This window comes from Nonomuraea sp. NPDC049480 (assembly GCF_044465905.1).
Taxonomy (GTDB): domain Bacteria; phylum Actinomycetota; class Actinomycetes; order Streptosporangiales; family Streptosporangiaceae; genus Nonomuraea.
In genome coordinates, this window is sequence record NZ_JBITMD010000007.1 from 307,327 (window position 1) to 327,157 (window position 19,831).

The following is a 19,831-nucleotide window of genomic DNA, read 5'->3' on the forward strand; positions in this document are numbered from 1 at the left end:
GTACTGCTCATAGCATCTGATGGCTAACACTTATTAGCTCCGAGGAATGAGGAGCCGTCGTGTCCATCAGCTTCGACGTCCCCGATGAGGTCGCCGACCTCGCCCGGCGTACCGCCGAGTTCGTACGGACTGTCGTGCTCCCCGAGGAGCGGGCGTGCGGTGGGTCGGTGCACGACGGCCCCGAGCCGCTGAGGCGGCGGCTGCAGCAGGCCGCGCGCGAGGCCGGGGTGTTCGCCCCGCACGTGCCGCACCGATGGGGTGGCCACGGACTGGACCTGCGCGGGCAGGCCGTGGTCTTCGAGGAGGCCGGCTACTCGCTGCTGGGGCCGCTCGCGCTCAACTGCGCGGCTCCCGACGAGGGCAACATGCACCTGCTGCACGTGGTCGCGACGCCGGAGCAGCAGGAGCGCTACCTGCGTCCGCTGGCCGCCGGGGAGATCCGGTCCTGCTTCGCGATGACCGAGCCCGCGCCGGGCGCCGGCTCCGACCCGCGCGCGCTGGCCACCTCCGCCACCCGGATCCCGGGCGGGTGGCGCATCGACGGCCGCAAGTGGTTCATCAGCGGCGCCGACGGCGCCTCCTTCGCCATCTGCATGGCCCGCACCAGCGGTGTGGCCGGGGACGCGGGCGGGGCCACGATGTTCCTCGTCGACGCGGACAACCCCGGCATGAAGATCGTGCGGAACATCGAGACCCTCGACGAGGGCCTGTTCGGCGGGCACAGCGAGCTGCTGTTCGACGGCTGCGAGGTCGCCGACGACCAGGTGCTGGGCGAGGTGGACAAGGGCTTCGACTACGCCCAGGTGCGGCTGGGGCCGGCCCGGATGACGCACTGCATGCGCTGGCTCGGCGTGGCCCGTCGCGCCCAGGACCTCGCGCTGGAGCGGGCCGGAAGCCGGCAGGCGTTCGGCGGGCCGCTGGCCGAGCTGGGCATGGTGCAGCAGATGCTGGCCGACTCCGAGATCGACATAGAGGCGAGCCGGGCGCTGCTGTGGCGGGCCTGCTGGGAGCTCGACCAGGGACGATCGGCCGCCCAGCACACCTCCATCACCAAGACGTTCGTCGCCGAGGCGGTCAACCGGGTGGTCGATCGCTCCCTGCAGGTGTGCGGCGCGCTCGGCATCTCGTCGGACCTGCCGCTGTCGCGGCTGCTGCGGGAGGTGCGCGCGTTCCGCATCTACGACGGGCCGTCCGAGACCCACCGGTGGGCCATCGCCCGTCGCGCCGTCCGCGCGTCCAGGGACCGCGCCACCACGCATTAGGCGCAGCCCCGGATCACATGCGCCGGCCCGACGGGCTCACCGGATCAGGGGCACGGGACAGCCCGGGGTCCGGGGCGAGGGCGCCGCTCACCACCCAGGCGACGCAGCGGTCGAGGATCGTGGTGAACTCCGGCACGAGCCAGCTCCCCCGGTCCTCCCGGCCGAGGTCGTCGATCCCGAGGTCCTGCACGTCGTACCGGCCCCGGCAGTGGCCGAGGGTGAAGTAACAGACGCTGCCCCGGCCGTACGGGCGCAGGTAGAGCACCGGCCGCGGCTCGTCGTCGGCGACCTCGCCCTCCTCGAACCCACGGCAGAGGCCTCGCCAGCGCGCGTGGAGCAGCACCTCCAGCGGCCCGTGCAGCTCGCAGACGTACAGCTCGTCGGTGACCTCGAACGGCTCGATCCCGGCCACGATCGGGTGGTCAGGCCGGGTCACCTCCACCCGGTACGGCGCGATGGGCGGATGCGCGAGGAACTGACTGCCGAGCACCTCCGCCACAGGGCCGAGCGCGCGGGGGGTGCGGAACATCCGCGGCCCCCCGGGGGCGGGCGGGTCGATGGCGGAGTTGGTGCCGTGCAGCGCCAGCCACCGCCCGCCGCGCGCGACGAAGTCGACGAGCGCCGACTGCTCGAGTCCCGGGGCCGGGCGGCGGTCGCAGGTGTAGGTGACGAGGAGGTCCGCGCCGTCAAGGGCCGACGGGCGGGCGTAGTCCTCGAACACCCGCGTACGTACGTGGGGGTAGCGGCCGAGCCGCCGCAGCAGCTCCAGCCGCGCGTAGTCGAAGTCGTGCCAGCGCCCGCCGCACACCAGCACCGCGTCGAGCCGTCCGGCCGGTCCCGTCATGGCGCCGTGCTCAGGTCTGTACGCGGGTGACGAGGCCGCCGTCCACGACCAGGTTCACCCCTGCGCAGAACCCGGCCAGCGGGCTGGCGAGGAAGGTCACCGCGGCGGCCACGTCCTCGGGCCGCCCGTACCGGCCGATGGGCAGCTTGCCGAGCACCTCCTCGTACACCTCGGGGCGGTGTTCGCGGATCTGGCTCCACGCCCCTCCGGCGAACTCGATCGGTCCCGGCGACACCGTGTTGACCCTGATGCCCTTGGGCGCGAGCGCGTGGGCCAGCGCGGAGGCGTGGTAGAGGACGGCCGCCTTGACCGCCGAATACGCGTTGGGCGACGCCGGGCGGGCCGTGTCGACGGCGTTGGTGGTCCCGATCGCCACGACCGAGGCCGCGTCGGACTCCTCCAGGTACGGCAGGGCCGCCTCGACGAGCCGGACGAACGCCATGAGGTCGCCGCGGAAGCTGTTCTCCCACTGCTCGGGGCTCTTGGAGGCGCCGGCCGAGACGTTGGACACCACGATGTCGAGCCCGCCGAGTTCCTGCGCGGAGCGCCGGACGAACCCTTCCAGCGCGCCCGCGTCGGCGACGTCGACCGGCTCGGCGTAGACGCGCGCCCCGGTCTCGCTCAGTTCCTTGGCCGCCTGCCGCAGCCCTTCCTCGCCGCGGGCGCAGAGCGCCAGGGCGCACCCCTCGCCTGCGAGGCTCGCCGCGATGGCGCGGCCGATGCCGCGGCTGGCGCCGGTCACCAGCGCCTTGCGGCCTGTCAGTCCCGTTTCCACGAGTCACCTGCTCTTTCTCTTGCCGAAGGACACTTCACGATCGGGGGAGCTGCGAGAACGGCACGCGGTCGACGCGCGGCTCCGGAGGCAGCCCGAGCACCCGCTCGGCGATGACGTTGCGCTGGATCTGGTCCGTTCCGCCCGCGATGCGGTATCCGGGCGCCCCGAGCAGGTGCTCCACCCAGGCGAACGTCCCCCACTCCCCTGTGTCCGCGGCGATGCGCCCGCCGAGGATCTCGGCGGCCACGTCCCCTGTGAGGGTGAGCAGTTCGGAGCCCATGAGCTTGCCCAGTGACGCGGCGGGCCCCGGCGGCCGTCCGGCCGCGGTGCTGCGCGCCACCCGGTCGGCGGTCGCCCTGCGCAGCACGGTGCGGATGTAGAGGTCCGCGAGCCGCTGCCGCACGATCGGATCCCCGGTACGGCCCAGCGACCGGGCGAGCTCCAGCACGTCCTCGAAGGTCCCGCCCTTGCGCCGGGTGCCCGCGCCGGAGTTGGTGCGCTCGAACGCCAGCGTCCCGTTGGCGACCTTCCATCCTTCGGACGGCTCGCCCAGCCTCAGCTCGTCGGGCACGCGGACGGAGGTGAAGAAGACCTCGCTGAAGGCGGCGCCTCCGGTGATCTGGCGGATCGGCCGGATCTCGATGCCGGGCGCGTCCATAGGCACCAGGAACGCCGTGATCCCGGCCTGCTTGACCACGTCGGGGTCGGTCCGGGCGAGGAGCAGGCCGTAGTCGGCGAACTGGGCTCCCGAGGTCCACACCTTCTGCCCGTCGACGATCCAGCCGTCGCCGTCGCGTACCGCCCCGCAGGACAGCGCGGCCAGGTCCGATCCGGCGCCGGGCTCGCTGAACAGCTGGCAGGCGAGCAGGTCGGTGCGGAGGAACGCCCGGCCGTACGCGCTCCTCTGCCCGTCCGTGCCGAACATCGAGACGGCGTGCCCGACGAGGCCGACGGTCACGCTGATCAGCTCGGTCGAGGCCGGCGTCTCGAAGGCGGCCTCCTCCTCGGCGAAGGCCAGCGCGTACGCGGAGGGCAGGCCGCGCCCGCCGTACTCCTCGGGCAGCGTCATCGCCTGGTAGCCGGCGTCGTACCGCAGCCGTTGGTAGCCGCGCGCGGCCGCGAGCAGGGTGCTCTCCTCGTCCTCGGCCAGGTTGCGGATCACGGAGAAGTCGGGGTGGCCCTCGCCCCAGGCGCGGCGGGCCGTGTCCTTGCGCGGCAGCACGGAGACGAGCCAGTCGCGGGCCTGCCGGCGCCACTGCGCCAGGTCGGGAAGATCCGTCATCAACGCTCCTCGCTCAGCGGGTCAGGACGGCGCAGGCGCTGACGCCCGGCGCGCCGTAGACGTGGGTGAAGCCGACGCGGGGAGCCCCCGGCACCTGCGTGCCCGGTGCGCGGCCCTGGAGCTGGCGGACCACCTCGTGCACCTGCCGCAGACCGGAGGCGCCGACCGGCTCCCCCGCGGCGATGCATCCGCCGTCGGTGTTCACCGGGATGCGGCCGTCGGCGTCGGTCGCCCCGCTCGCCAGCAGCTCCTCCTGCTCGCCGTCGCCGCACAGCCCGGTCTCGGCGAGGTGGATGAGCTCGGAACCGCAGTCGGTGTCCTGGATCTGCGCGACCTGGACGTCGCGAGGCGCCAGCCCCGACGCGGCGAAGGCGGCCGCCGCCGCGTCGCGGCTGGAGCTTTCTCCCGGGTGAGGCGGCAGCCACGGCGAGAAGACCTCGAACGAGCCGAACCTGCGGGTCCGGACGGCGACGGACGCGAGGCGCACCGGGCTTTCGCACAGGTCCGCGGCGCGGTCGCCGCGGGCGAGGACGAGCGCGACCGCGCCCTCCCCCGGGGAGCAGAACATGTACTTGGTCAGCGGCGGGTTCACGGGGTCGGCCGCGAGGACCTCCTCCTCGCTGAACGGCTTGCGCCGCCAGGCCAGCGGGTTGGCGGCGCCGTTGCGGTAGGCGCGGGCGGCGACCATCGCGAGGGCCCGCTCGCTCAGCCCGTGGTCGTGGAGGTATCTCCGGGTCCGTAGTGCGAAGTACTGGGTCGTCACCATCATGCCGGTCCGGCCGTACCAGTCGGGCAGCCCGTAGTTCGCCGGGGAGGAGTCGAAGGCGCCGCGTTCGTGCTTGTCGAAGCCCACGGTGACGGCGATGCCCGCCTCTCCGGTACGCAGCGCGGCAGCGGCGGTGGCGAGGGCGACCCCGCCGGTCGCACAACCGTTGCGCACCGTGACGAACGGGACGCCGGTGAGGCCGAGCCGGGCGACCAGCGCGTCGGCCCGCCCGGAGCTCCGGCTGCCGCCGGCGGCGAAGCCGACGTCGGGCCAGCTCAGGCCGCAGTCCGCCAGCGCGGCGCGGGTGGCGTGCTCGGCCATGTCGAGCCCGCTCATGCCCGCGTGCCGGCCGAAGGGGTGGATGCCCGCGCCGACCACGTACACGTCGTCGCGCCCGGTCACGAGGCGGCCTCCTCCAGGCCGAGGACGGACAGGTCGGGGACGAAGGCGTAGGTGACCGTCTCGGTGCCGTCCTCCTCCTGCCACGCGGGCACGAGGGCCAGCCTGACGGGCAGGCCGATGCGCAACAGGTCGTGGGGCACCTCGAGCCGCGACTCCACGAGCACGTCGCCGAGGTCGACGTAGCCGACCGCGTACGGCGAGAAGCCCTCGGCGGGCGCCCGGTAGGGCGGCTTCGGCTGGTAGCACTGGACGGTCCAGCTCCACACCGTCCCGCGGCGCGGCAGGGGAACCGTGCTCGTGGCCGAGCCGCAGCGGGGGCAGCCGGCCTGGTGCGGGAAGGCCGTCGTCCCGCACTCCGCGCAGCGGGAGCCCGCGAGGCAGGGGGGCCAGATCTCGGCGAAGAGCGAGCGGTCCACGACCTGTGGCGTCACGACCCCACCCCCAGTTTCTTTGCATCAAGTTCAGTAACTTGACGATAGGGCAGCGAGCCCCGGTCGTCGAGACGTCGCGGGCGGCCACTTTGCAGATCAAGAGTCGACGTGCCGAGTGTCCAGGTCAGGCCGGAATGATCGATCCGGAGCCGACCTGGGCCGACCGTGCCGGAGTCGCCACAGATTCCCGTGTAAACCTCTTGTTTCTTGACACGGTCTTCGTAAACTACGTGCATCGGCCAGGAGGTAGGAATGACCAGACCACAGGCGGCGACGGACGTGCACCCGACCAGCCAGGCACTCGTGGACCTCGTCGTCCGGGGCATGTGGATCGGTTCGCCGACTCCCGAGCTGAAGGCGCTCGTCGACGACGGGCTCGCGCTGGTGAAGGGTTCCGTCGTGCTGCCCGGCCCGGGCGCCGAGGCGGCGGTGCGGCAGGTGCTGCGCCTGCCCGCGGGCTCCGGCACGGAGGCGCAGGTGAGCGCACTCTACGAGGCGTTCCTCCCGATCAACGCCCGTCTGCGCGACATCTGCACGGCCTGGCAGCGTCGCCCGGACGGCTCCGCGAACGACCACCAGGACCTGGAGTACGACGCGGGGGTACGCGACGACCTCGACGACGTGCACGAGGCCGTCGCCCCCATCCTGCGCCGCCTCGGCAAGGCGGTCCCCCGCCTCGCGCGGTTCCCCGTCCTGCTGCAAGCGGCGCTCGACCGCCTGGACGACGGCAACCCCGCCTGGTTCACCTCGCCGATGTGCGACTCGTACCACACGGTCTGGATGCACCTGCACCAGGAGCTGATCCTGGCACTGGGGATCGACCGGGCCGAGGACACCGCCAGGGAGCGGCTCGCGGTCGGGGGAGCCGGTTGAGCGGCCCGGCGGCGTCCGCGACAAAGGAGGCGTTCGTCCCCTACGGTCAGGGCCGGGCCCGCGGCCTCGGCGCCTCGTCCCTCGGCAGGCACGGCATCCAGATGGACGACCTGATGGCCCTGGGACTGCCGGTCGTGCCCGGCCTGACCGTCCCGCTGCCCGAGGCGGAGAGCCTGTGCGAGCCGGCCGTGGCCCGGCGGGCGGTCGAGCTGGTCGAGTCGCTCACCGGCCGCCGCGTGGGCGGCGAAGACCGGCCGATTCTGCTGCGCCTGGTCGCGAGCGCACCCGTGCCGGTCGCCGGGCTGCCTCCTGATGTGGCCTGCCTCGGCCTCTCGCTCGCCAACCTGCCCCAGCTCACCGCGGCCATCGGCCGGGACCGCGACCTGTTCGACGCCTGGGCCACCACGCTGCGCTCGCTCGGCGAGCACGCCCTGGGCGTGCCGGCCGAGGAGCTGGAGGAGGTCCTGCTCGACCACACCGACCGGCGCGAACGGGCCGAGGCGCTCCTCGCCGCGATCGCCGAGCACGGGGAGCGGTCATTCCCCGCCGACCCGGCCGAGCAGCTGTCGCTCGCGGCCACGGCGATGCTCGCCCGCTGGGCGACACCCCGGGCCCGCCGGGCGCGCCGCACGCAACTCCTGCCGGACGATCTCGGCCTCGCGCTGCACGTCCAGGCGCTGCGCATCGGCCCCTGGGAGCGATCCGGCCACGGCACCGCCGGCAGCCGCGACCCTGAGACAGGAGGGTTCCGTCCCACGGGCAGGTTCTTCCGCGGTGTACGGCACAGCGCCGGGACGCCACACGAGGGTGAGCCGCTGGAGGCTCTCCCCGGCGGCAGCGGCGCCCTGCTCGAACACGCACTCATGACGCTCGAACGGCACGGCCGCGGCATGGCCACCGTGGAGTACGAGATCCGCGACGGCGAGCCGGCACTGCTGTCCGCGCAGATCGAGCGGCGGCCCAACGCGCACGTCACCGTCCGCCTCGCGCACGACCTCGTCGGCGCGGGCGCGATGAGCCCGCGCGCCGCCGTGCGCAGCGTTGACCCGGGACACGTGCAGGAGCTGCTCCATCCCCAGCTGCGGCTGACCGGCGACGAACGGATGCTGGTCCGCGGCCTGCCCGCCTCTCCTGGAGCCGCGAGCGGCCAGGTGGTGCTGTCGAGCGCGCGGGCCGTGGAGCTCGCGGCGGGCGGCACGCCGGTCGTCCTCATGATCGCCGAGACGACACCCGCCGACGTGCCCGGCATCGTCGCCGCCTCCGCGGTGCTGACCACCAACGGGGGACTCGCCTCGCACGCCGCGGTGGTGGCGCGGGGCGCCGGCCGTCCCGCAGTTTGCGGCGCCTCGGCACTCACGGTCGACTCCGCGGCGGGCACCGCCACCGTGGGCGACCTCGTGATCGAGGAGGGCGACGTCGTCTCTCTGGACGGCCGGACCGGCATGGTCTACCTGGGCGCGGCAGGGGTGCGTGCGGCCCGGCCCCCCGCCGAGCTGACCGCGTTGCTCGGCTGGGCCGACGACGCCCGCCGCCTCGGCGTGCGCGCCAACGCGGACAACGCGCCCGACGCGGAGAAGGCGTTCGAACTCGGCGCGGAGGGCATCGGCCTGTGCCGTACGGAACACCAGTTCCTCGGCCCACGCCTCGGCCTGATCCGCGAGGTGATCCTGGCCGGTGACGAGGCCGGGCGGCAGGCGGCGCTCGCCGAGCTGGCCAAGGCACAACACGAGGACTTCCTCGAACTGCTCGCCGTCGTCGGCGACCGCCCGGTCACCGTACGGCTGCTCGACGCGCCCATGCACGAGTTCCTGCCCGCGCCGGGCGAGGCCGGGAGCAAGGAGCAGGAAGAGCGGGCGGCCGCGCTGCGCGAGATCAACCCGATGCTCGGCGTGCGAGGCGTACGCCTGGCGGTCCTGCACGAGCGGCTGTACCCGACCCAGGCCGACGCGCTCTTCTCCGCCTGGGCCGAGCTGGCCCGCGACGGCATCCGCCCGCGACTGGAGGTCATGGTGCCGCTCGTCAGCCTCCCGGAAGAGCTGGCGCTGGCCGCCCGGCAGGTCCGCGCGGCGGCCGACGAGATCGCGGCGCGCACCGGCGTCACCGTCCCCTACCGGCTGGGCAGCATGGTGGAGACTCCCCGCGCTGCCCTGCTGGCGGGCCGCCTGGCCGAGCACGCCGAGTTCCTTTCGTTCGGCACCAACGACCTGACGCAGCTCACATACGGGTTCTCCCGCGACGACATCGAACGCCGGGTGCTCGTGCCCTACGCGGAGCTGGGCCTGTGCACGACGAGCCCGTTCGCCACGCTCGATCCCGACGGAGTCGGCGCCCTGGTGGAGATCGCGGCCGAGCGGGCGCGGGCCGTCCGGCCCGGCATCAAGCTCGGCCTGTGCGGCGAGCAGGGTGGTGATCCGGAGTCGGTGGCGCTGTGCGAGCGGCTGAAGCTCGACTACGTGTCCTGCTCTCCGCAACGCGTGCCGGTGGCCCGGCTCGCCGCCGCCCACGCCTGCGCATCCGAAGAGTCCGAAGAATCCGGTGAGTCCGGTGAGTCCGGTGAGTCGCGGGGAGGCCGGTCATGACCGTCGAGGCGCCCGAGATCGACGAGGCCGGCCTCGCCGACCTCCGCGACACCGTACGTCAGGTCTGCGACGACGCTGGAGGCACCCTGCCGGCGCGCCGCTTGGCGGAGGAAGCGGGACCCGGCCACGACGAGGCGCTGTGGGAGGTGCTCGCCCGGCAGATCGGCATCGCGGGCGTCGGGCTCCCCGAGTCCGCGGGCGGTGGAGGGGGCCTGGCGGAGATCGCCGCCGTGTGCGAGGAGCTGGGGCGAGTTCTCGCGCCGGTGCCCTTCCTGTCCTCCTCGGTGCTGGCCGGGCAGGTGCTTGCCCGCTGCGGCGCGGCCGGCGAGAAGGCGCTGAGGCGGGTGGCGGCGGGCGAGATCCACGCGCTGGTGTGCGCCGACGCCGACGGTGCGTGGCGACCCGGCAGGCCGCCGGCGGCCTGGACCTTGGCCGGGTTGGAAGGCCGGGCGCCGTTCGTCCTCGATGGAGCCACCGCGACGGGGCTGGTGGTCGCGGCCTCCGGGCCCGAGGGCGTGGACCTCGCACTGGTGGAGCCGGCCGCCGAAGGCGTGGACGTGCGGTCCATGCGGACCCTCGACCCGTCGCGCCCGCAGGCGGCCGTCACGTTCACCGGCGTCCGGGCGCAACCGCTGACCACGGGCGGCACCGGCGAGCGGGTGCTCGCGCAGGCCTTCGACGTGGCGCTGGTCGCCCTGGCGGCCGAGCAGCTCGGCGGGGCTCAGGCATGCCTCGACATGACCGTCCAGTACGTGCGCGAACGCCGCCAGTTCGGCCGCGCCGTGGGGAGCTTCCAGGCCGTCAAGCACACCTGCGCGGATCTGTTGCTGCGGGTGGAGACCGCGCGTTCGGCGGTGGCGCGGGCCGTCCGGGCCGGGTCGGTCGCCGAGCCGGCCGAAGCCGCCGTCGCGGCGGTGTGGTGCGCCGACGCCTTCGCCTTCGTCGCGGCAGAATGCCTCCAGCTCCACGGCGGCATGGGATTCACCTGGGAGCACGACGCACACCTCTACCTACGACGGGCCCGCGCCGACGCCGCGCTGCTCGGCGGCTCGGCGCACCACAAGGAGCGCCTGGCCACCCTGCTCGCGTGGTGACGCACGCGGATCAGTCGAGCATGATGAAGCGGGGAGTCACCTCGACGACGGCCTTCTTCAGCGCGTCCGACGGCATCCCCGCGAGCGGCCCGCCCTCCAGGCGCAGCACGGAGACGTAGATGAGCGTGCTGATGAAGCTGCGCACGGCGAGCGTGTGGGCGGCGTGACGGGCGGCGGCGGAACGGCGCGTCCGCGGCGGCAGCTGCGACGTGCTCATGTAGTCAAACGCCCGCTGGGCGTGACGCTGCTCGAACTGCTGCCGGATGATCCGCGCCTGGCTCGTCGCGCCCGACGTGTGGAGCCAGAACATCCGCGCCTCGTCGGGATGGCTCTCGATCCACTCCCAGACGGCCTCGATGACCTGGGCCAGCGAGTCCATGCCGGCGGGGGCGCCGTCCGGCCGGGCGCCCACGACCACCGCGCTGATCTGGTCGAGCACCTGGCGCAGCGAGAGGTCGAACAGCTCTTCCTTGCCCGCGTAGTGGTAGTAGACCGCCGTGGGGGCGACCCCGGCCTCGGCCGCGATGTCCTGGATGCTGGCGTCGGCGAAGCCCTTGTGCCCGAAGACCCGCACCGCGGCGTCCACGATTTCCTGCCGCCGGGACGGGCGGTGCGCGGACCGCCGCTGCGGCTCACCCACCTGCTCCGGAACGCCGGTGTTCTGCGCCAAAGAATCTCACCTCCGGTGTGACCGCACGGCGGCTCCGGCACAATGGCGGGCAGGTCATGCCCGCTGGATAATTGGTAACGATACATGTGTAAGGAGGCACGGCAATCTTCCGTTGCCGAGGCGACGGTCCGCCGAAACCCCGATGGTAGCCAGTCACAGACGCGCCGCTCATCGCCCCTCCCGCCGCCACGCCATCGTCGATGCCGCGACGCAGTTGTTCGCCGTGCAGTCTCCCGACGTCGTGACCGTGGCCGACATCGCCGACCAGGCCGGCATGACCCCTGCGGCGGTCTACTACCACTTCCCCTCCAAGGACGACATCCTGCTGGAGTGCATGCGGCTGTTCAGCGCGGAGTTCGTCTCCGAGGTACGCCGGCTGTCGCAGAACCTGTCGGAGGACAGCACACCCGGAGACCTGCTCGTCAGCCTGCTGACCTGGCTCGAGGAACGCCACGCGGGGTCGTCGGTCTTCTTCGTCTCGTCGGTGGGAGCCAGCCTCGAGACCGAGACGCTCCGCATGGAGGTGCGGGTCCACCTGATCACGCTCTTCCAGCGCGCGGTCCGCCGCCGCGGCCGGATCGGCACCGCCAAGGCGGCCGTCGTGGCGACCTCGATGGTCGCCCTGCTCGAAGCGGCGTCCGTCTCCTGGCTGGAGCAGGACAACACGTTCCGGGGACTCGGGCGGCGCGACTTCCTCGACGAGGTCATCAGCCAGGCCAACCGGGTCGCCGGGCTGGAATCCACGACCCCGAGCCCCGACGGCGATCAGTAACCGGCCAGCAGCCGCAGCGGGGCCGCGAGCAGTCCGGACACCGTCTTCACATACTCCGCCGCCGGCGCGCCGTCCACCGCCCGGTGGTCGAAGGTGAGCGACAGCGTCAGCACCCGCGTCCGGCGCGGCACCTCGCCCTCCCACTCCACGCCGTCCCGCAGCCTGCCCACGCCGAGGATGGCGACGTTGCCGGGGTTGAGAATCGGGGTGAAGAAGTCCACCCCGTACACGCCGAGCGTCGTCACCGAGAAGGTGCCGCCCTCCAATCGGTCCAGGGTGAGCTTTCCGTCGCGGGCCGCCTGAGCCAGCGCACGGGTCTCGGCGGCCAGGCCGGTCAGCGAGCGGTCGGCCGCGTCGCGGATGACCGGGACCACCAGGCCGCCCGGTACGGCCACGGCCAGCCCGACGTGGATCGCGGTGTGCGGCCGGACGCCGTCGTCGCCGACCGTGGCGTTGAGCATCGGATGCGCCCGCAGGGCCAGCGCCGCGGCCCGCACCACGAAGTCGTTGAGGCTCGGCACCGGCAGGTCCGTCCCGGCCAGCTCCTGCTTGAGCTGCTCCCGTACGTGTACGACCGCGTCCATGCGGACCTCGTACCCGAGAGTCAGCTGAGCGGTCTCCTGGAGGCTGGCGTGCATCCGCCGGGCGATGACCCCCCGCATCCCGGTGAACGGCACCAGCCCGTCCGCGTCCGCGTGCGGTGGGTCGCCGATGTCGTCGCCGGGGGCGAGGGCGGCGTCGATGTCGGCGCGCCGGATCCGGCCGCCCGTGCCAGACCCTCGAACGGCCGCCAGGTCCACTCCCTGGCTCTCCGCGTACCGCCGCACCAGCGGTGAGGACGTCACCCCGGCCCCGTTGAGCGCAGGCGGGGACACCGCCCCGGCCGAGGGTGAGCTGAGGGCGGGCTCCCTCGGCACGTCTTCCGGAGCTTCCTCGATGTGGGCCGCGAGGAAGTCCTCGATGTCCTCGGAGACGATCCTGCCCCCCGGTCCGGTGCCGCGCACCAGGGCCGGGTCCACCTGCAGCTCTCGCGCCACCCGGCGGGCGTTGGGCGAGATCAGCAACCGGCCCCCGGCGGCAGGCGCACCGGCCGCGTCGGCGGTGGACGCTGTGGGGTCGGCGGCGGTGCCGTTTGAGCCGGGTGGTGGCTCGCCAGGGGCCAGCAGCCAGCCGATCACCGCACCCGGCGGGAGGGTGGCTCCGGCGGGGACCGCCGGGTGGAACACGCCCTCGGCCTCGGCCTCCACCTCCACGTCCACCTTGTCGGTGGCCAGGCGCATGAGGACGTCGCCGTGCCGCACCGGTGCTCCCGGCGCGGCGACCCACTCCTCGATCGTGCCCTCCTGCATCGTCAGGCCGAGCTTCGGCAGAAGGATCTCGACGGCCATCTCAGGCCGCCCGGCGCTCGATGAGGCGGCGGCAACCGGCGGCGATCCGCGCCCGGTCCGGCACGTACTGCTTCTCCAGCACGGGGCTGAACGGCACGGGCGAGAACGGCGCGCCCACGCGCAGCACGGGAGCGTCCAGGTAGTCGAACGCCTCGTCCTGGATCTGGGCGGCGATCTCGGCGCCGATGCCGGAGAAGGTGACCGCCTCGTGCACCACCATGACGCGGTTCGTCCGCCGTACCGAGGCGACGAGGGTCTCGCTGTCGAGCGGCTGGACGGTCCGGGGGTCGATGACCTCGGCATCGATCCCGTCGGCGGCGAGTTCCTCGGCGGCGGCCAGCGCCTCCGTGACCATGCGGCCCAGCGCGATCACGGTCACGTCGGAGCCGGGACGGACGGTCGCGGCCGTGCCGAGGGGCACCGCGTAGGTCTCCTCCGGCACCGGGCCCTTGGCGCCGAGGAGCAGCTTGTTCAGCATGATGACCACGGGGTTGTCGTCCCGGACGGCCGCGACGGTGAGCCCTTTGGCGTCGTACGGCGTCGCCGGCATCACGACCTTGAGGCCCGGCACGTGGGCGAGCCACGCTTCGAGGCTCTGGCTGTGCTGGGCGGCCGCGCCGAGCCCCGCTCCGGAGGCGGTGGTGATGGTCAGCGGCACCGACAGCTCGCCCCCGAACATGAACTTCATCTTGGCCGCCTGGTTCACGACCTGGTCCATGCAGACGCCGAGGAAGTCCATGAACATGAGGTCGACGACCGGGCGCAGCCCGCGCACGGCGGCGCCCACGCCCATCCCGACCAGGGCCGACTCGGAGATCGGCGTGTCGACGACCCGGCGCGGCCCGAACTCGTCCAGCAGGCCGTCGAACATGTGGAACACGCCGCCGTAGCCCGCGACGTCCTCGCCGGCGACGAACACGTCGTCGTCGGCCCGCATCACCTGCCGCAGCCCCTCGTTGAAGGCCTTGACGTAGGTCAGTTCGCGAGCGCTCATCTGGGGATGTCCTGTGCTCGTGGGAGAGTGGGGTTCACGGTCACCTCGTGTAGACGTCGGCGAGGAGGTCCCCGGGATCCGGATCGGGGCTCTGCTCGGCGTAGGCGATCGCTTCGGCGATCTCCGCTCGGGTGCGCTCCCACACCGCCTCCAGCTCCTCGCGGCTCGCGACGCGCGCCGCCGCGGCGCGCTCCTCGATCAGGGTGATGGGGTCTCTCGCCTTCCAGGCGTCGACCTCCTCCTGCGTCCGGTACTGGATGCGCAGGCCCTTGACGCCCTGGTGGTCGTAGTAGCGGTAGGTCTTGGCCTCCAGCAGGGTGGGCCCGCCGCCCGCGCGGGCCCGCTCGACGGCCTCGGTGGCGGCGGCGCGGACCGCGAGCGCGTCCATGCCGTCCACCACCGCGCTCGGCATGCCGTACGCGCTCGCGCGGTCGGCGACGTCGGTGAGCAGCATGTGCCGCTCCTGGGGGGTGAACTCGGCGTAGCCGTTGTTCTCGCAGACCAGGATCACGGGCAGGCGCAGCACGGCGGCGAGGTTGGCCGCCTCGTGGAAGCTGCCGATGTTGCTGGCACCGTCGCCGAAGAAGGCGACGGCCACGGTGCCGTCGCCGCGGTAGACGCCGGCGAAGGCGGCGCCCACCGCGATCGGGATGCCCGCGCCCACGATGCCGTTGGCGCCGAGCATCCCGATGGACAGATCGTTGATGTGCATGCTTCCGCCGCGACCGCGGCAATAGCCGGTCACGCGGCCGAACAGCTCGGCGTACATCCGGCGCAGGTCGGCGCCCTTGGCGACCGCGTGACCGTGGCCGCGGTGCGTCGAGGTGATCTGGTCGGCGTCGGTGAGGACGCTCATCACTCCGGCGGCGACGGCTTCCTGGCCGGGGTAGAGGTGCAGGAAACCGGGCAGCCGGCCGGCCTCCATGAGCCTGCCCGCCTCGGTCTCGAAGAGCCGGATCCGCACCATGCGCTCGTGCAGGTCGCGGATCACGTCAGGCGGGAACGGAACGTCGTCCGCGGCCACGGAGCCGACCGTCGCATGTGTCACTGCCTCGCCCCTTCCTGGAGCCTCACCGCGCCCGAAGGGCCAGGTGCACGTACTTAGTTGTATCTGTCTCTAGTTACTCGCGTCCAGGCCCGACGGCAGTAAGTTAAGTCCGAATGCAGTAAGTGCCGCCGCTAGCGGCCCGAGAGCCGCGCCACCACCGGCGCGAAGTCGTCCACGACCGCCTCGCCGACCGTGATGTGGGAGAACCCGTACTCCGCGCGGCGGCGCTCCAGCTCCTCGCAGATCGTGTCGGCCGAGCCCACGAGGGCATGCGGGAACGCGGAGAGCTGCTCGTCGTCCAGCCCCGTACGCGCCGACAACTGCCCGGCACCGCCACCCGTCCCGGAGTCGACGGCGGCGAAGTAGACGCCGATCTCGATCTCCAGGTCGTCGAAGCGCTCACCGGCTCCGGCCCGCACCCAGTCGATCTTGCGTCTGGTCCGCTCGGGGGTGGACGACGCCAGGGCCTCCGGGCCGAGGACGCCCGAGGCGTTGCTGAAGTTGACGCTCACGATGTCGGCCCGGGCTCCGGCCAGTTCGAGCACCCTCCTGGACCCGCCGCCGACCATGACCGGCGGTGGCGGGTCCGCCACCGGCACCGCGGAGAAGCCCGTGACGTCGACGTAGGTGCCGCGCACGTCGACCGGGCCGCCGGCGAAGCTCTGCCGTACCAGGTCGAGCGTCTCCGCGAGCAGACCGATGCGCTCCCGCGCCGGAGGGAAGGCGATGCCCATCGCGGCGTACTCCGCGGCGAGCCAGCCCGCCCCAAGCCCCAGCTGGAACCGGCCCTCCGAGAGGAGCTGGAGCGTGGCGGCCTCCTTCGCCAGCACGACCGGGTTGCGGTAGCCGGTGCACATCACCCGGGTGCCGACGTGCAGCGTCGAGGTCGCCTCCGCGGCCATCGCGAGCGCAGGGACGGCCGCGAGCACCTGCGCCGAATGGCCGGTCGGACCGAGCGCCGGCCCAGGCCCGATGTAGTGGTCCGGCACCTGGAGGCTCGCGTAGCCGAGATCCTCGATCTTCCGGGCGAGCTCGCGCCACTCCCGCGCGGACGTCGACCGGTAGGCCTGGCAGGAGAACCTGAAGGGACGGTTCGTCACGCTCATCGGGGCACCGCCTCGTCGACCGGGTCATCTCGCATGGACGGAGTATGGCGCAGTTTCTTGATACTAGCTACAGTTAGTTCGAACCAAACCCGACCCGTCGAGGTGATGCGGAGTGGCCATACCGGCGATCATGTTGCGCCGCCGCGCGGAACCGGACGGCATGGCGCTGCTCGACGGTTCCTCCCGGCTCTCCTGGACCGAGTGCGCCGATCAGGTGACCCGGGCGGCCCGGCGGCTGCTGGAGCTGGCGCCCGCACCGGAGGAACGGGTCGCGATCGTCGGCGACAACGCGATCCCCACGCTCGTCGCCCACCTGGCCGGCATCGCGGCTGGAGTGGGCACCGTCGCCGTCACCCGGCAGCTGACCGGGAGCGAGATGGCCCGCCAGTTCACCGACGCGCGGGTGGTGGCCGCGATCACCGGTCCCGCCGGAGCGGCGGCGACCCGCGAGGCGGGCCGGAGAGCCCGCCTGCGCGCCGTCGTCGTCCACGGCACGGACGCCGCCGACGGCGAGGTCACCTGGAAGGGCTGGCTGGCCTCCGCGGCGGGACGGGGCACCGCGACATGGGCCGCGGAGGCGCGGCCCGCTCGCCCTCCGCTGGTCTACACCTCGGGCACCACCGGCCGTGCCCGAGGCACCGAAGTCCGCTGGACCGACCAGGTGCCGGCCACCGCGGCCGAGTACGTCGACGCCATCGCCCGCTCCGCGGCGTTCCCGCCGGGCCCGCACCTGGTGGCCGGCCCGCTCTCCCACAACGGCCCGCTGAGCTGCCTGCGCCACCTGATCGCGGGCGAGCCCGTGATCGTGATGGAGCGCTTCGACGCGGAGTCGTTCCTGCGGCTCGTCGCCGAGCACCGCGCCGCCTCCTCGCTCATGGTTCCCACGCACTTCCAGCGCCTGCTGGCCCTGCCGGAGCCGTTGCGGGCGCGGTACGACGTCTCCAGCCTCCGGCAGGTCGCCCACACCGGCTCCGCCTGCCCGCCCGCCGTCAAGCGCGCGATGATCGACTGGTTCGGCCCGGTCCTCGTGGAGTCGTACGGCGCGAGCGAGGTCGGCACGGTGGCCCGCATCTCCAGCCCCGAGTGGCTGGAGCGCCCTGGTTCGGTGGGCCGCGCCAGACAGCCGTTCGAGGCCCTCGTCGTGGACGATTCCGGCACGCCGCTGCCCGCCGGGGAGGTCGGCCTGCTGGCCTTCCGGAGCCCGGACGAGCGTGGGGTCCGCTACCACGCCGACCCGGAGAAGACGCGGGCGGCGTACCTGGCCCCGGGGGTGTTCACGCTGGGCGACGTGGGCTACGTGGACGCCGACGGCTACCTCTTCATCACCGACCGGGCCGCGGACATGGTGGTGTCCGGCGGTGTCAACCTCTATCCGGCCGAGAGCGAGGCCGTGCTCCTGCGGCACGCGGGCGTCGGTCAGGTCGCCGTGATCGGCGTGCCCGACCCCGACTTCGGCGAGTCGCTGCACGCGCTGGTCGTGGCGCGCGGCGCACCGCCCGACCCGGGTGAGCTGGACGCGTTCTGCCGCTCGCAGATCGCCGCCTACAAGTGCCCCAAGTCCTACGAGTTCGTGCCTGAGCTGGCACGCAACGCGATGGACAAGCTCGACAAGCGCGCGCTGCGCCGCCGCTACTGGGACTCCGAGAGAACGATCGCGGGCTGAGTGCCGCGTTTTCATGGAAGGCAGGACATGACCGAACTGCTGCTGATACGGCATGGGCTACCCGTGGCGGGCATCGTCGATCCCGGGTTGTCGGAGGAGGGGGCTCGGCAGGCCGAGCTCCTCGCGGACTGGCTGGCCGGCGAGGAGATCGACGCGCTGTACACCAGCCCGTTCCGCCGGGCCGCCGAGACCGCCGCCCCCGCCGAGGGGCGGCTCGGCCTGCGCGCGAGCGTCGAACCCGACCTGCGGGAATGGGACCACGACGTGCCGGTCAAGGTCTACACGCCGCCCGAGCAGCTGCCCGCGTCGCACCCGCAGGCCATCGCGCTGGCCGAGGGCCGTTTCGACGATTTCGTGCCCGAGCTCGACCTGCCGGGCTTCCAGGCGCGGGCGGCGGGCGTCATGACGCGGCTGCTCGACGCCCACCCGGGAGAGCGGATCGCCGCCTTCACGCACGGCGGCCTCACCAACGCCTACCTGGCGATGGTCATCGGCATGCCGCGGGTCTTCTGGTTCCATCCCGGCTACACGTCGATCTGCCGGGTGGAGAGGATGGCCTCGGGCATCGTGGTGGTCAAGTCCGTGAACGAGACCGCCCACCTCGTGGCCCGGCGCGCCGACGCTGTGGCGGCCCCTACAGTCTGACCAGCATCTTGCCGGTGTTGGCGCCGCGCAGCATGGCGAGGAACGCGTCGACGGCGTGGTCCAGGCCGTCCACGACGGTCTCCACGCTGGCGACCTGTCCCGCCGCCAGCCATCCGGACACGCGCCGCTCGAACTCGGTGCGCAGGTCCTCGTGGTCGCGGACGATGAAGCCGCGCAGCGTGAGCCTCTTGAGCACGGCCTGGATCAGGTGGTGGAGCGACGGCGCGGCGCCGTTCTCGCCGTACTGCGACATCATCCCGCAGAGCACCACGCGGCCCTCCACGGTGAGCGCGTGCAGGGCGTCGGCGAGCTGGCGCCCGCCCACGTTGTCGAAGTACAGGTCGACCCCGCCCGGCGCCTCGCGCTCCAGTCCCGTACGGACGTCCTCGGCCCGGTAGTCGATGGCCCCGTCGTAACCGAGCTCCGCCACCAGGCGGCGGCACTTGGCGGGCCCGCCGGCGGTGCCGATGACCCGGCCGGCGCCCATGAGCCGGGCGAACTGCCCGGCCGCCGACCCGACGGCCCCGCCCGCCGCGGAGACGAGGACCGTGTCGCCCTCGCGGAGCTCGCCGATGCGCAGCAGCCCGACGTACGCGGTGAAGCCGGTCTGGCCGAGCAGCCCCAGCCACGCCGGCAGCGGGGCGAGCGCGGGATCGACGGGGACGGCGGCGGCGGCGTCGACCACCGACAGGTCGCGCCAGCCGAGCTGGTGGCGGACGAACGCGCCCACGGGCACGTGCGGGGCGCGGCTCTCCACGACCTCACCGAGGGCCCGGCCGTCGAGGGGCTCGCCGGGGGTGAGGTTGTGCGTGTAGTGCTTCTCGGTCGGCTCCAGCCGGCCGCGCATGTTCGGGTCCACGCTCATGTAGTGGTTGCGGACCAGCACCTGGCCGGGAGCGAGCGGGACGAGCGGCAGATCGCGCAGCTCGAAGTCACCCGGCGCCGGCTCGCCCGCCGGGCGGCGCAGCAGGCAGACGGCACGCATCGTCCCGCTCATCGTTCTCCTCGCACCAGGACTAGGGGTCCGTCTCGGTCTTGCGCGAGCGGACGCGGGCGAGCCGCCCCACCCAGCCCGTCGCCTGGACGTCGGCGTACCGCAGTTCGCCGGAGATCCAGCGGGCGTTCTCGTCGAACAGCCCCAGCCGGCCGGTCTCGGGGTCCCTGACCTCGACGAGCCCCTCCTCGGTGAGGCTGTAGACGTGCTTGGACACCGGGTGCACGAACTGCTTGGCCACGA

19 protein-coding genes are annotated in these 19,831 nt (G+C 73.1%); 7 read left to right on the forward strand and 12 right to left on the reverse strand.

The genetic code is table 11. From position 1 onward, the window contains the following. The first annotated feature begins 59 nt into the window (after positions 1-59). A complete protein-coding gene (locus tag ACIBX3_RS22615) occupies positions 60-1,262 on the forward strand; it encodes an acyl-CoA dehydrogenase family protein (RefSeq protein ID WP_397119914.1) in 1,203 nt (400 codons plus the stop codon). 13 nt (positions 1,263-1,275) lie between these two features. On the opposite strand, the gene ACIBX3_RS22620 is transcribed toward ACIBX3_RS22615, so the two are convergent. The 5 genes from ACIBX3_RS22620 to ACIBX3_RS22640 are packed head-to-tail and all read right to left on the reverse strand — an operon-like array spanning position 1,276 to position 5,762. Further along, a complete protein-coding gene (locus ACIBX3_RS22620; RefSeq protein WP_397119916.1) occupies positions 1,276-2,106 on the reverse strand; it encodes a ThuA domain-containing protein in 831 nt (276 codons plus the stop codon). 10 nt (positions 2,107-2,116) lie between these two features. Next, complete coding sequence (locus tag ACIBX3_RS22625; protein ID WP_397119918.1) at positions 2,117-2,881, reverse strand: SDR family NAD(P)-dependent oxidoreductase; 765 nt, start codon at positions 2,879-2,881, stop codon at positions 2,117-2,119. 34 nt (positions 2,882-2,915) lie between these two features. Beyond that, the gene (locus ACIBX3_RS22630; RefSeq protein ID WP_397119920.1) at positions 2,916-4,163 is read right to left on the reverse strand and encodes an acyl-CoA dehydrogenase family protein; all 1,248 of its coding nucleotides are present in this window, start codon (positions 4,161-4,163) and stop codon (positions 2,916-2,918) included. Positions 4,164-4,176: 13 nt separating this feature from the next. Next, entirely contained in the window at positions 4,177-5,331 is a 1,155-nt protein-coding gene (locus ACIBX3_RS22635; protein WP_397119922.1) for a thiolase family protein, read from the reverse strand. Continuing rightward, entirely contained in the window at positions 5,328-5,762 is a 435-nt protein-coding gene (locus ACIBX3_RS22640) for a Zn-ribbon domain-containing OB-fold protein (RefSeq protein ID WP_397119924.1), read from the reverse strand. Before ACIBX3_RS22640 ends, ACIBX3_RS22635 begins: the two co-directional genes overlap by 4 nt. 252 nt (positions 5,763-6,014) lie before the next feature. On the opposite strand from ACIBX3_RS22640, the gene ACIBX3_RS22645 reads away from it, so the two are divergent. Genes ACIBX3_RS22645 through ACIBX3_RS22655 form a run of 3 tightly spaced genes read left to right on the forward strand, consistent with a single transcriptional unit; the run spans position 6,015 to position 10,308 of the window. After that, positions 6,015-6,635, forward strand: a complete 621-nt coding sequence (locus tag ACIBX3_RS22645) for a hypothetical protein (RefSeq protein WP_397119926.1) — start codon at positions 6,015-6,017, stop codon at positions 6,633-6,635. Then, positions 6,632-9,214, forward strand: a complete 2,583-nt coding sequence (locus tag ACIBX3_RS22650) for a putative PEP-binding protein (RefSeq protein ID WP_397119928.1) — start codon at positions 6,632-6,634, stop codon at positions 9,212-9,214. The genes ACIBX3_RS22645 and ACIBX3_RS22650 overlap by 4 nt, the downstream gene beginning before the upstream one ends. Continuing rightward, positions 9,211-10,308 (forward strand): acyl-CoA dehydrogenase family protein, encoded by a 1,098-nt coding sequence (locus tag ACIBX3_RS22655; protein ID WP_397119930.1) that lies wholly within the window; start codon positions 9,211-9,213, stop codon positions 10,306-10,308. Before ACIBX3_RS22650 ends, ACIBX3_RS22655 begins: the two co-directional genes overlap by 4 nt. 10 nt (positions 10,309-10,318) lie before the next feature. Here ACIBX3_RS22655 and ACIBX3_RS22660 read toward each other — a convergent pair whose 3' ends face one another. After that, the gene (locus ACIBX3_RS22660) at positions 10,319-10,978 is read right to left on the reverse strand and encodes a TetR/AcrR family transcriptional regulator (RefSeq protein WP_397119932.1); all 660 of its coding nucleotides are present in this window, start codon (positions 10,976-10,978) and stop codon (positions 10,319-10,321) included. 142 nt (positions 10,979-11,120) lie between these two features. Between ACIBX3_RS22660 and ACIBX3_RS22665 the strand changes: the two genes are divergently transcribed. Continuing rightward, positions 11,121-11,750 carry a TetR/AcrR family transcriptional regulator gene (locus ACIBX3_RS22665; RefSeq protein ID WP_397119934.1) on the forward strand — a complete coding sequence of 210 codons (630 nt, stop codon included), beginning with the start codon at positions 11,121-11,123 and terminating at the stop codon, positions 11,748-11,750. Here ACIBX3_RS22665 and ACIBX3_RS22670 read toward each other — a convergent pair. The 4 genes from ACIBX3_RS22670 to ACIBX3_RS22685 form a co-directional block, all read right to left on the reverse strand. Further along, positions 11,744-13,138, reverse strand: coding sequence for a 2-oxo acid dehydrogenase subunit E2 (locus tag ACIBX3_RS22670; RefSeq protein ID WP_397119936.1), 1,395 nt, complete (start codon positions 13,136-13,138; stop codon positions 11,744-11,746). The two genes, ACIBX3_RS22665 and ACIBX3_RS22670, sit on opposite strands and share 7 nt — an antisense overlap. Before the next feature lies 1 nt (position 13,139). Beyond that, entirely contained in the window at positions 13,140-14,132 is a 993-nt protein-coding gene (locus tag ACIBX3_RS22675; protein ID WP_397119938.1) for an alpha-ketoacid dehydrogenase subunit beta, read from the reverse strand. A 40-nt stretch (positions 14,133-14,172) separates the two neighbouring features. Next, on the reverse strand, positions 14,173-15,180 hold the full coding sequence (locus ACIBX3_RS22680) for a thiamine pyrophosphate-dependent dehydrogenase E1 component subunit alpha (protein WP_397119940.1): 1,008 nt from the start codon (positions 15,178-15,180) through the stop codon (positions 14,173-14,175). Between the two features lie 131 nt (positions 15,181-15,311). Continuing rightward, positions 15,312-16,286, reverse strand: coding sequence for a TIGR03621 family F420-dependent LLM class oxidoreductase (locus ACIBX3_RS22685; RefSeq protein WP_397119942.1), 975 nt, complete (start codon positions 16,284-16,286; stop codon positions 15,312-15,314). A gap of 112 nt (positions 16,287-16,398) precedes the next feature. Here ACIBX3_RS22685 and ACIBX3_RS22690 point away from each other — a divergent pair, with 112 nt between their 5' ends. Next, on the forward strand, positions 16,399-17,949 hold the full coding sequence (locus ACIBX3_RS22690; RefSeq protein WP_397119944.1) for an AMP-binding protein: 1,551 nt from the start codon (positions 16,399-16,401) through the stop codon (positions 17,947-17,949). 27 nt (positions 17,950-17,976) lie between these two features. Beyond that, on the forward strand, positions 17,977-18,594 hold the full coding sequence (locus tag ACIBX3_RS22695; protein WP_397119946.1) for a histidine phosphatase family protein: 618 nt from the start codon (positions 17,977-17,979) through the stop codon (positions 18,592-18,594). Here the strand turns inward: ACIBX3_RS22695 and ACIBX3_RS22700 are convergent. Together ACIBX3_RS22700 and ACIBX3_RS22705 are read right to left on the reverse strand one after the other, a co-directional pair. Beyond that, positions 18,584-19,591 (reverse strand): NADP-dependent oxidoreductase, encoded by a 1,008-nt coding sequence (locus tag ACIBX3_RS22700; protein WP_397119948.1) that lies wholly within the window; start codon positions 19,589-19,591, stop codon positions 18,584-18,586. The genes ACIBX3_RS22695 and ACIBX3_RS22700 overlap by 11 nt on opposite strands. A 19-nt stretch (positions 19,592-19,610) precedes the next feature. Next, entirely contained in the window at positions 19,611-19,829 is a 219-nt protein-coding gene (locus ACIBX3_RS22705) for a hypothetical protein (protein WP_397119950.1), read from the reverse strand. Positions 19,830-19,831: the final 2 nt, after the last annotated feature.

Coding starts and splice junctions, on each gene's coding strand:
- ACIBX3_RS22620 (WP_397119916.1), bottom strand. CDS start 2,106: ATGACGGGACCGGCCGGACGGCTCGACGCGGTGCTGGTGTGCGGCGGG.
- ACIBX3_RS22630 (WP_397119920.1), bottom strand. CDS start 4,163: ATGACGGATCTTCCCGACCTGGCGCAGTGGCGCCGGCAGGCCCGCGAC.
- ACIBX3_RS22645 (WP_397119926.1), top strand. CDS start 6,015: ATGACCAGACCACAGGCGGCGACGGACGTGCACCCGACCAGCCAGGCA.
- ACIBX3_RS22655 (WP_397119930.1), top strand. CDS start 9,211: ATGACCGTCGAGGCGCCCGAGATCGACGAGGCCGGCCTCGCCGACCTC.
- ACIBX3_RS22665 (WP_397119934.1), top strand. CDS start 11,121: ATGGTAGCCAGTCACAGACGCGCCGCTCATCGCCCCTCCCGCCGCCAC.
- ACIBX3_RS22670 (WP_397119936.1), bottom strand. CDS start 13,138: ATGGCCGTCGAGATCCTTCTGCCGAAGCTCGGCCTGACGATGCAGGAG.
- ACIBX3_RS22675 (WP_397119938.1), bottom strand. CDS start 14,132: ATGAGCGCTCGCGAACTGACCTACGTCAAGGCCTTCAACGAGGGGCTG.
- ACIBX3_RS22685 (WP_397119942.1), bottom strand. CDS start 16,286: ATGAGCGTGACGAACCGTCCCTTCAGGTTCTCCTGCCAGGCCTACCGG.
- ACIBX3_RS22695 (WP_397119946.1), top strand. CDS start 17,977: ATGACCGAACTGCTGCTGATACGGCATGGGCTACCCGTGGCGGGCATC.
- ACIBX3_RS22700 (WP_397119948.1), bottom strand. CDS start 19,591: ATGAGCGGGACGATGCGTGCCGTCTGCCTGCTGCGCCGCCCGGCGGGC.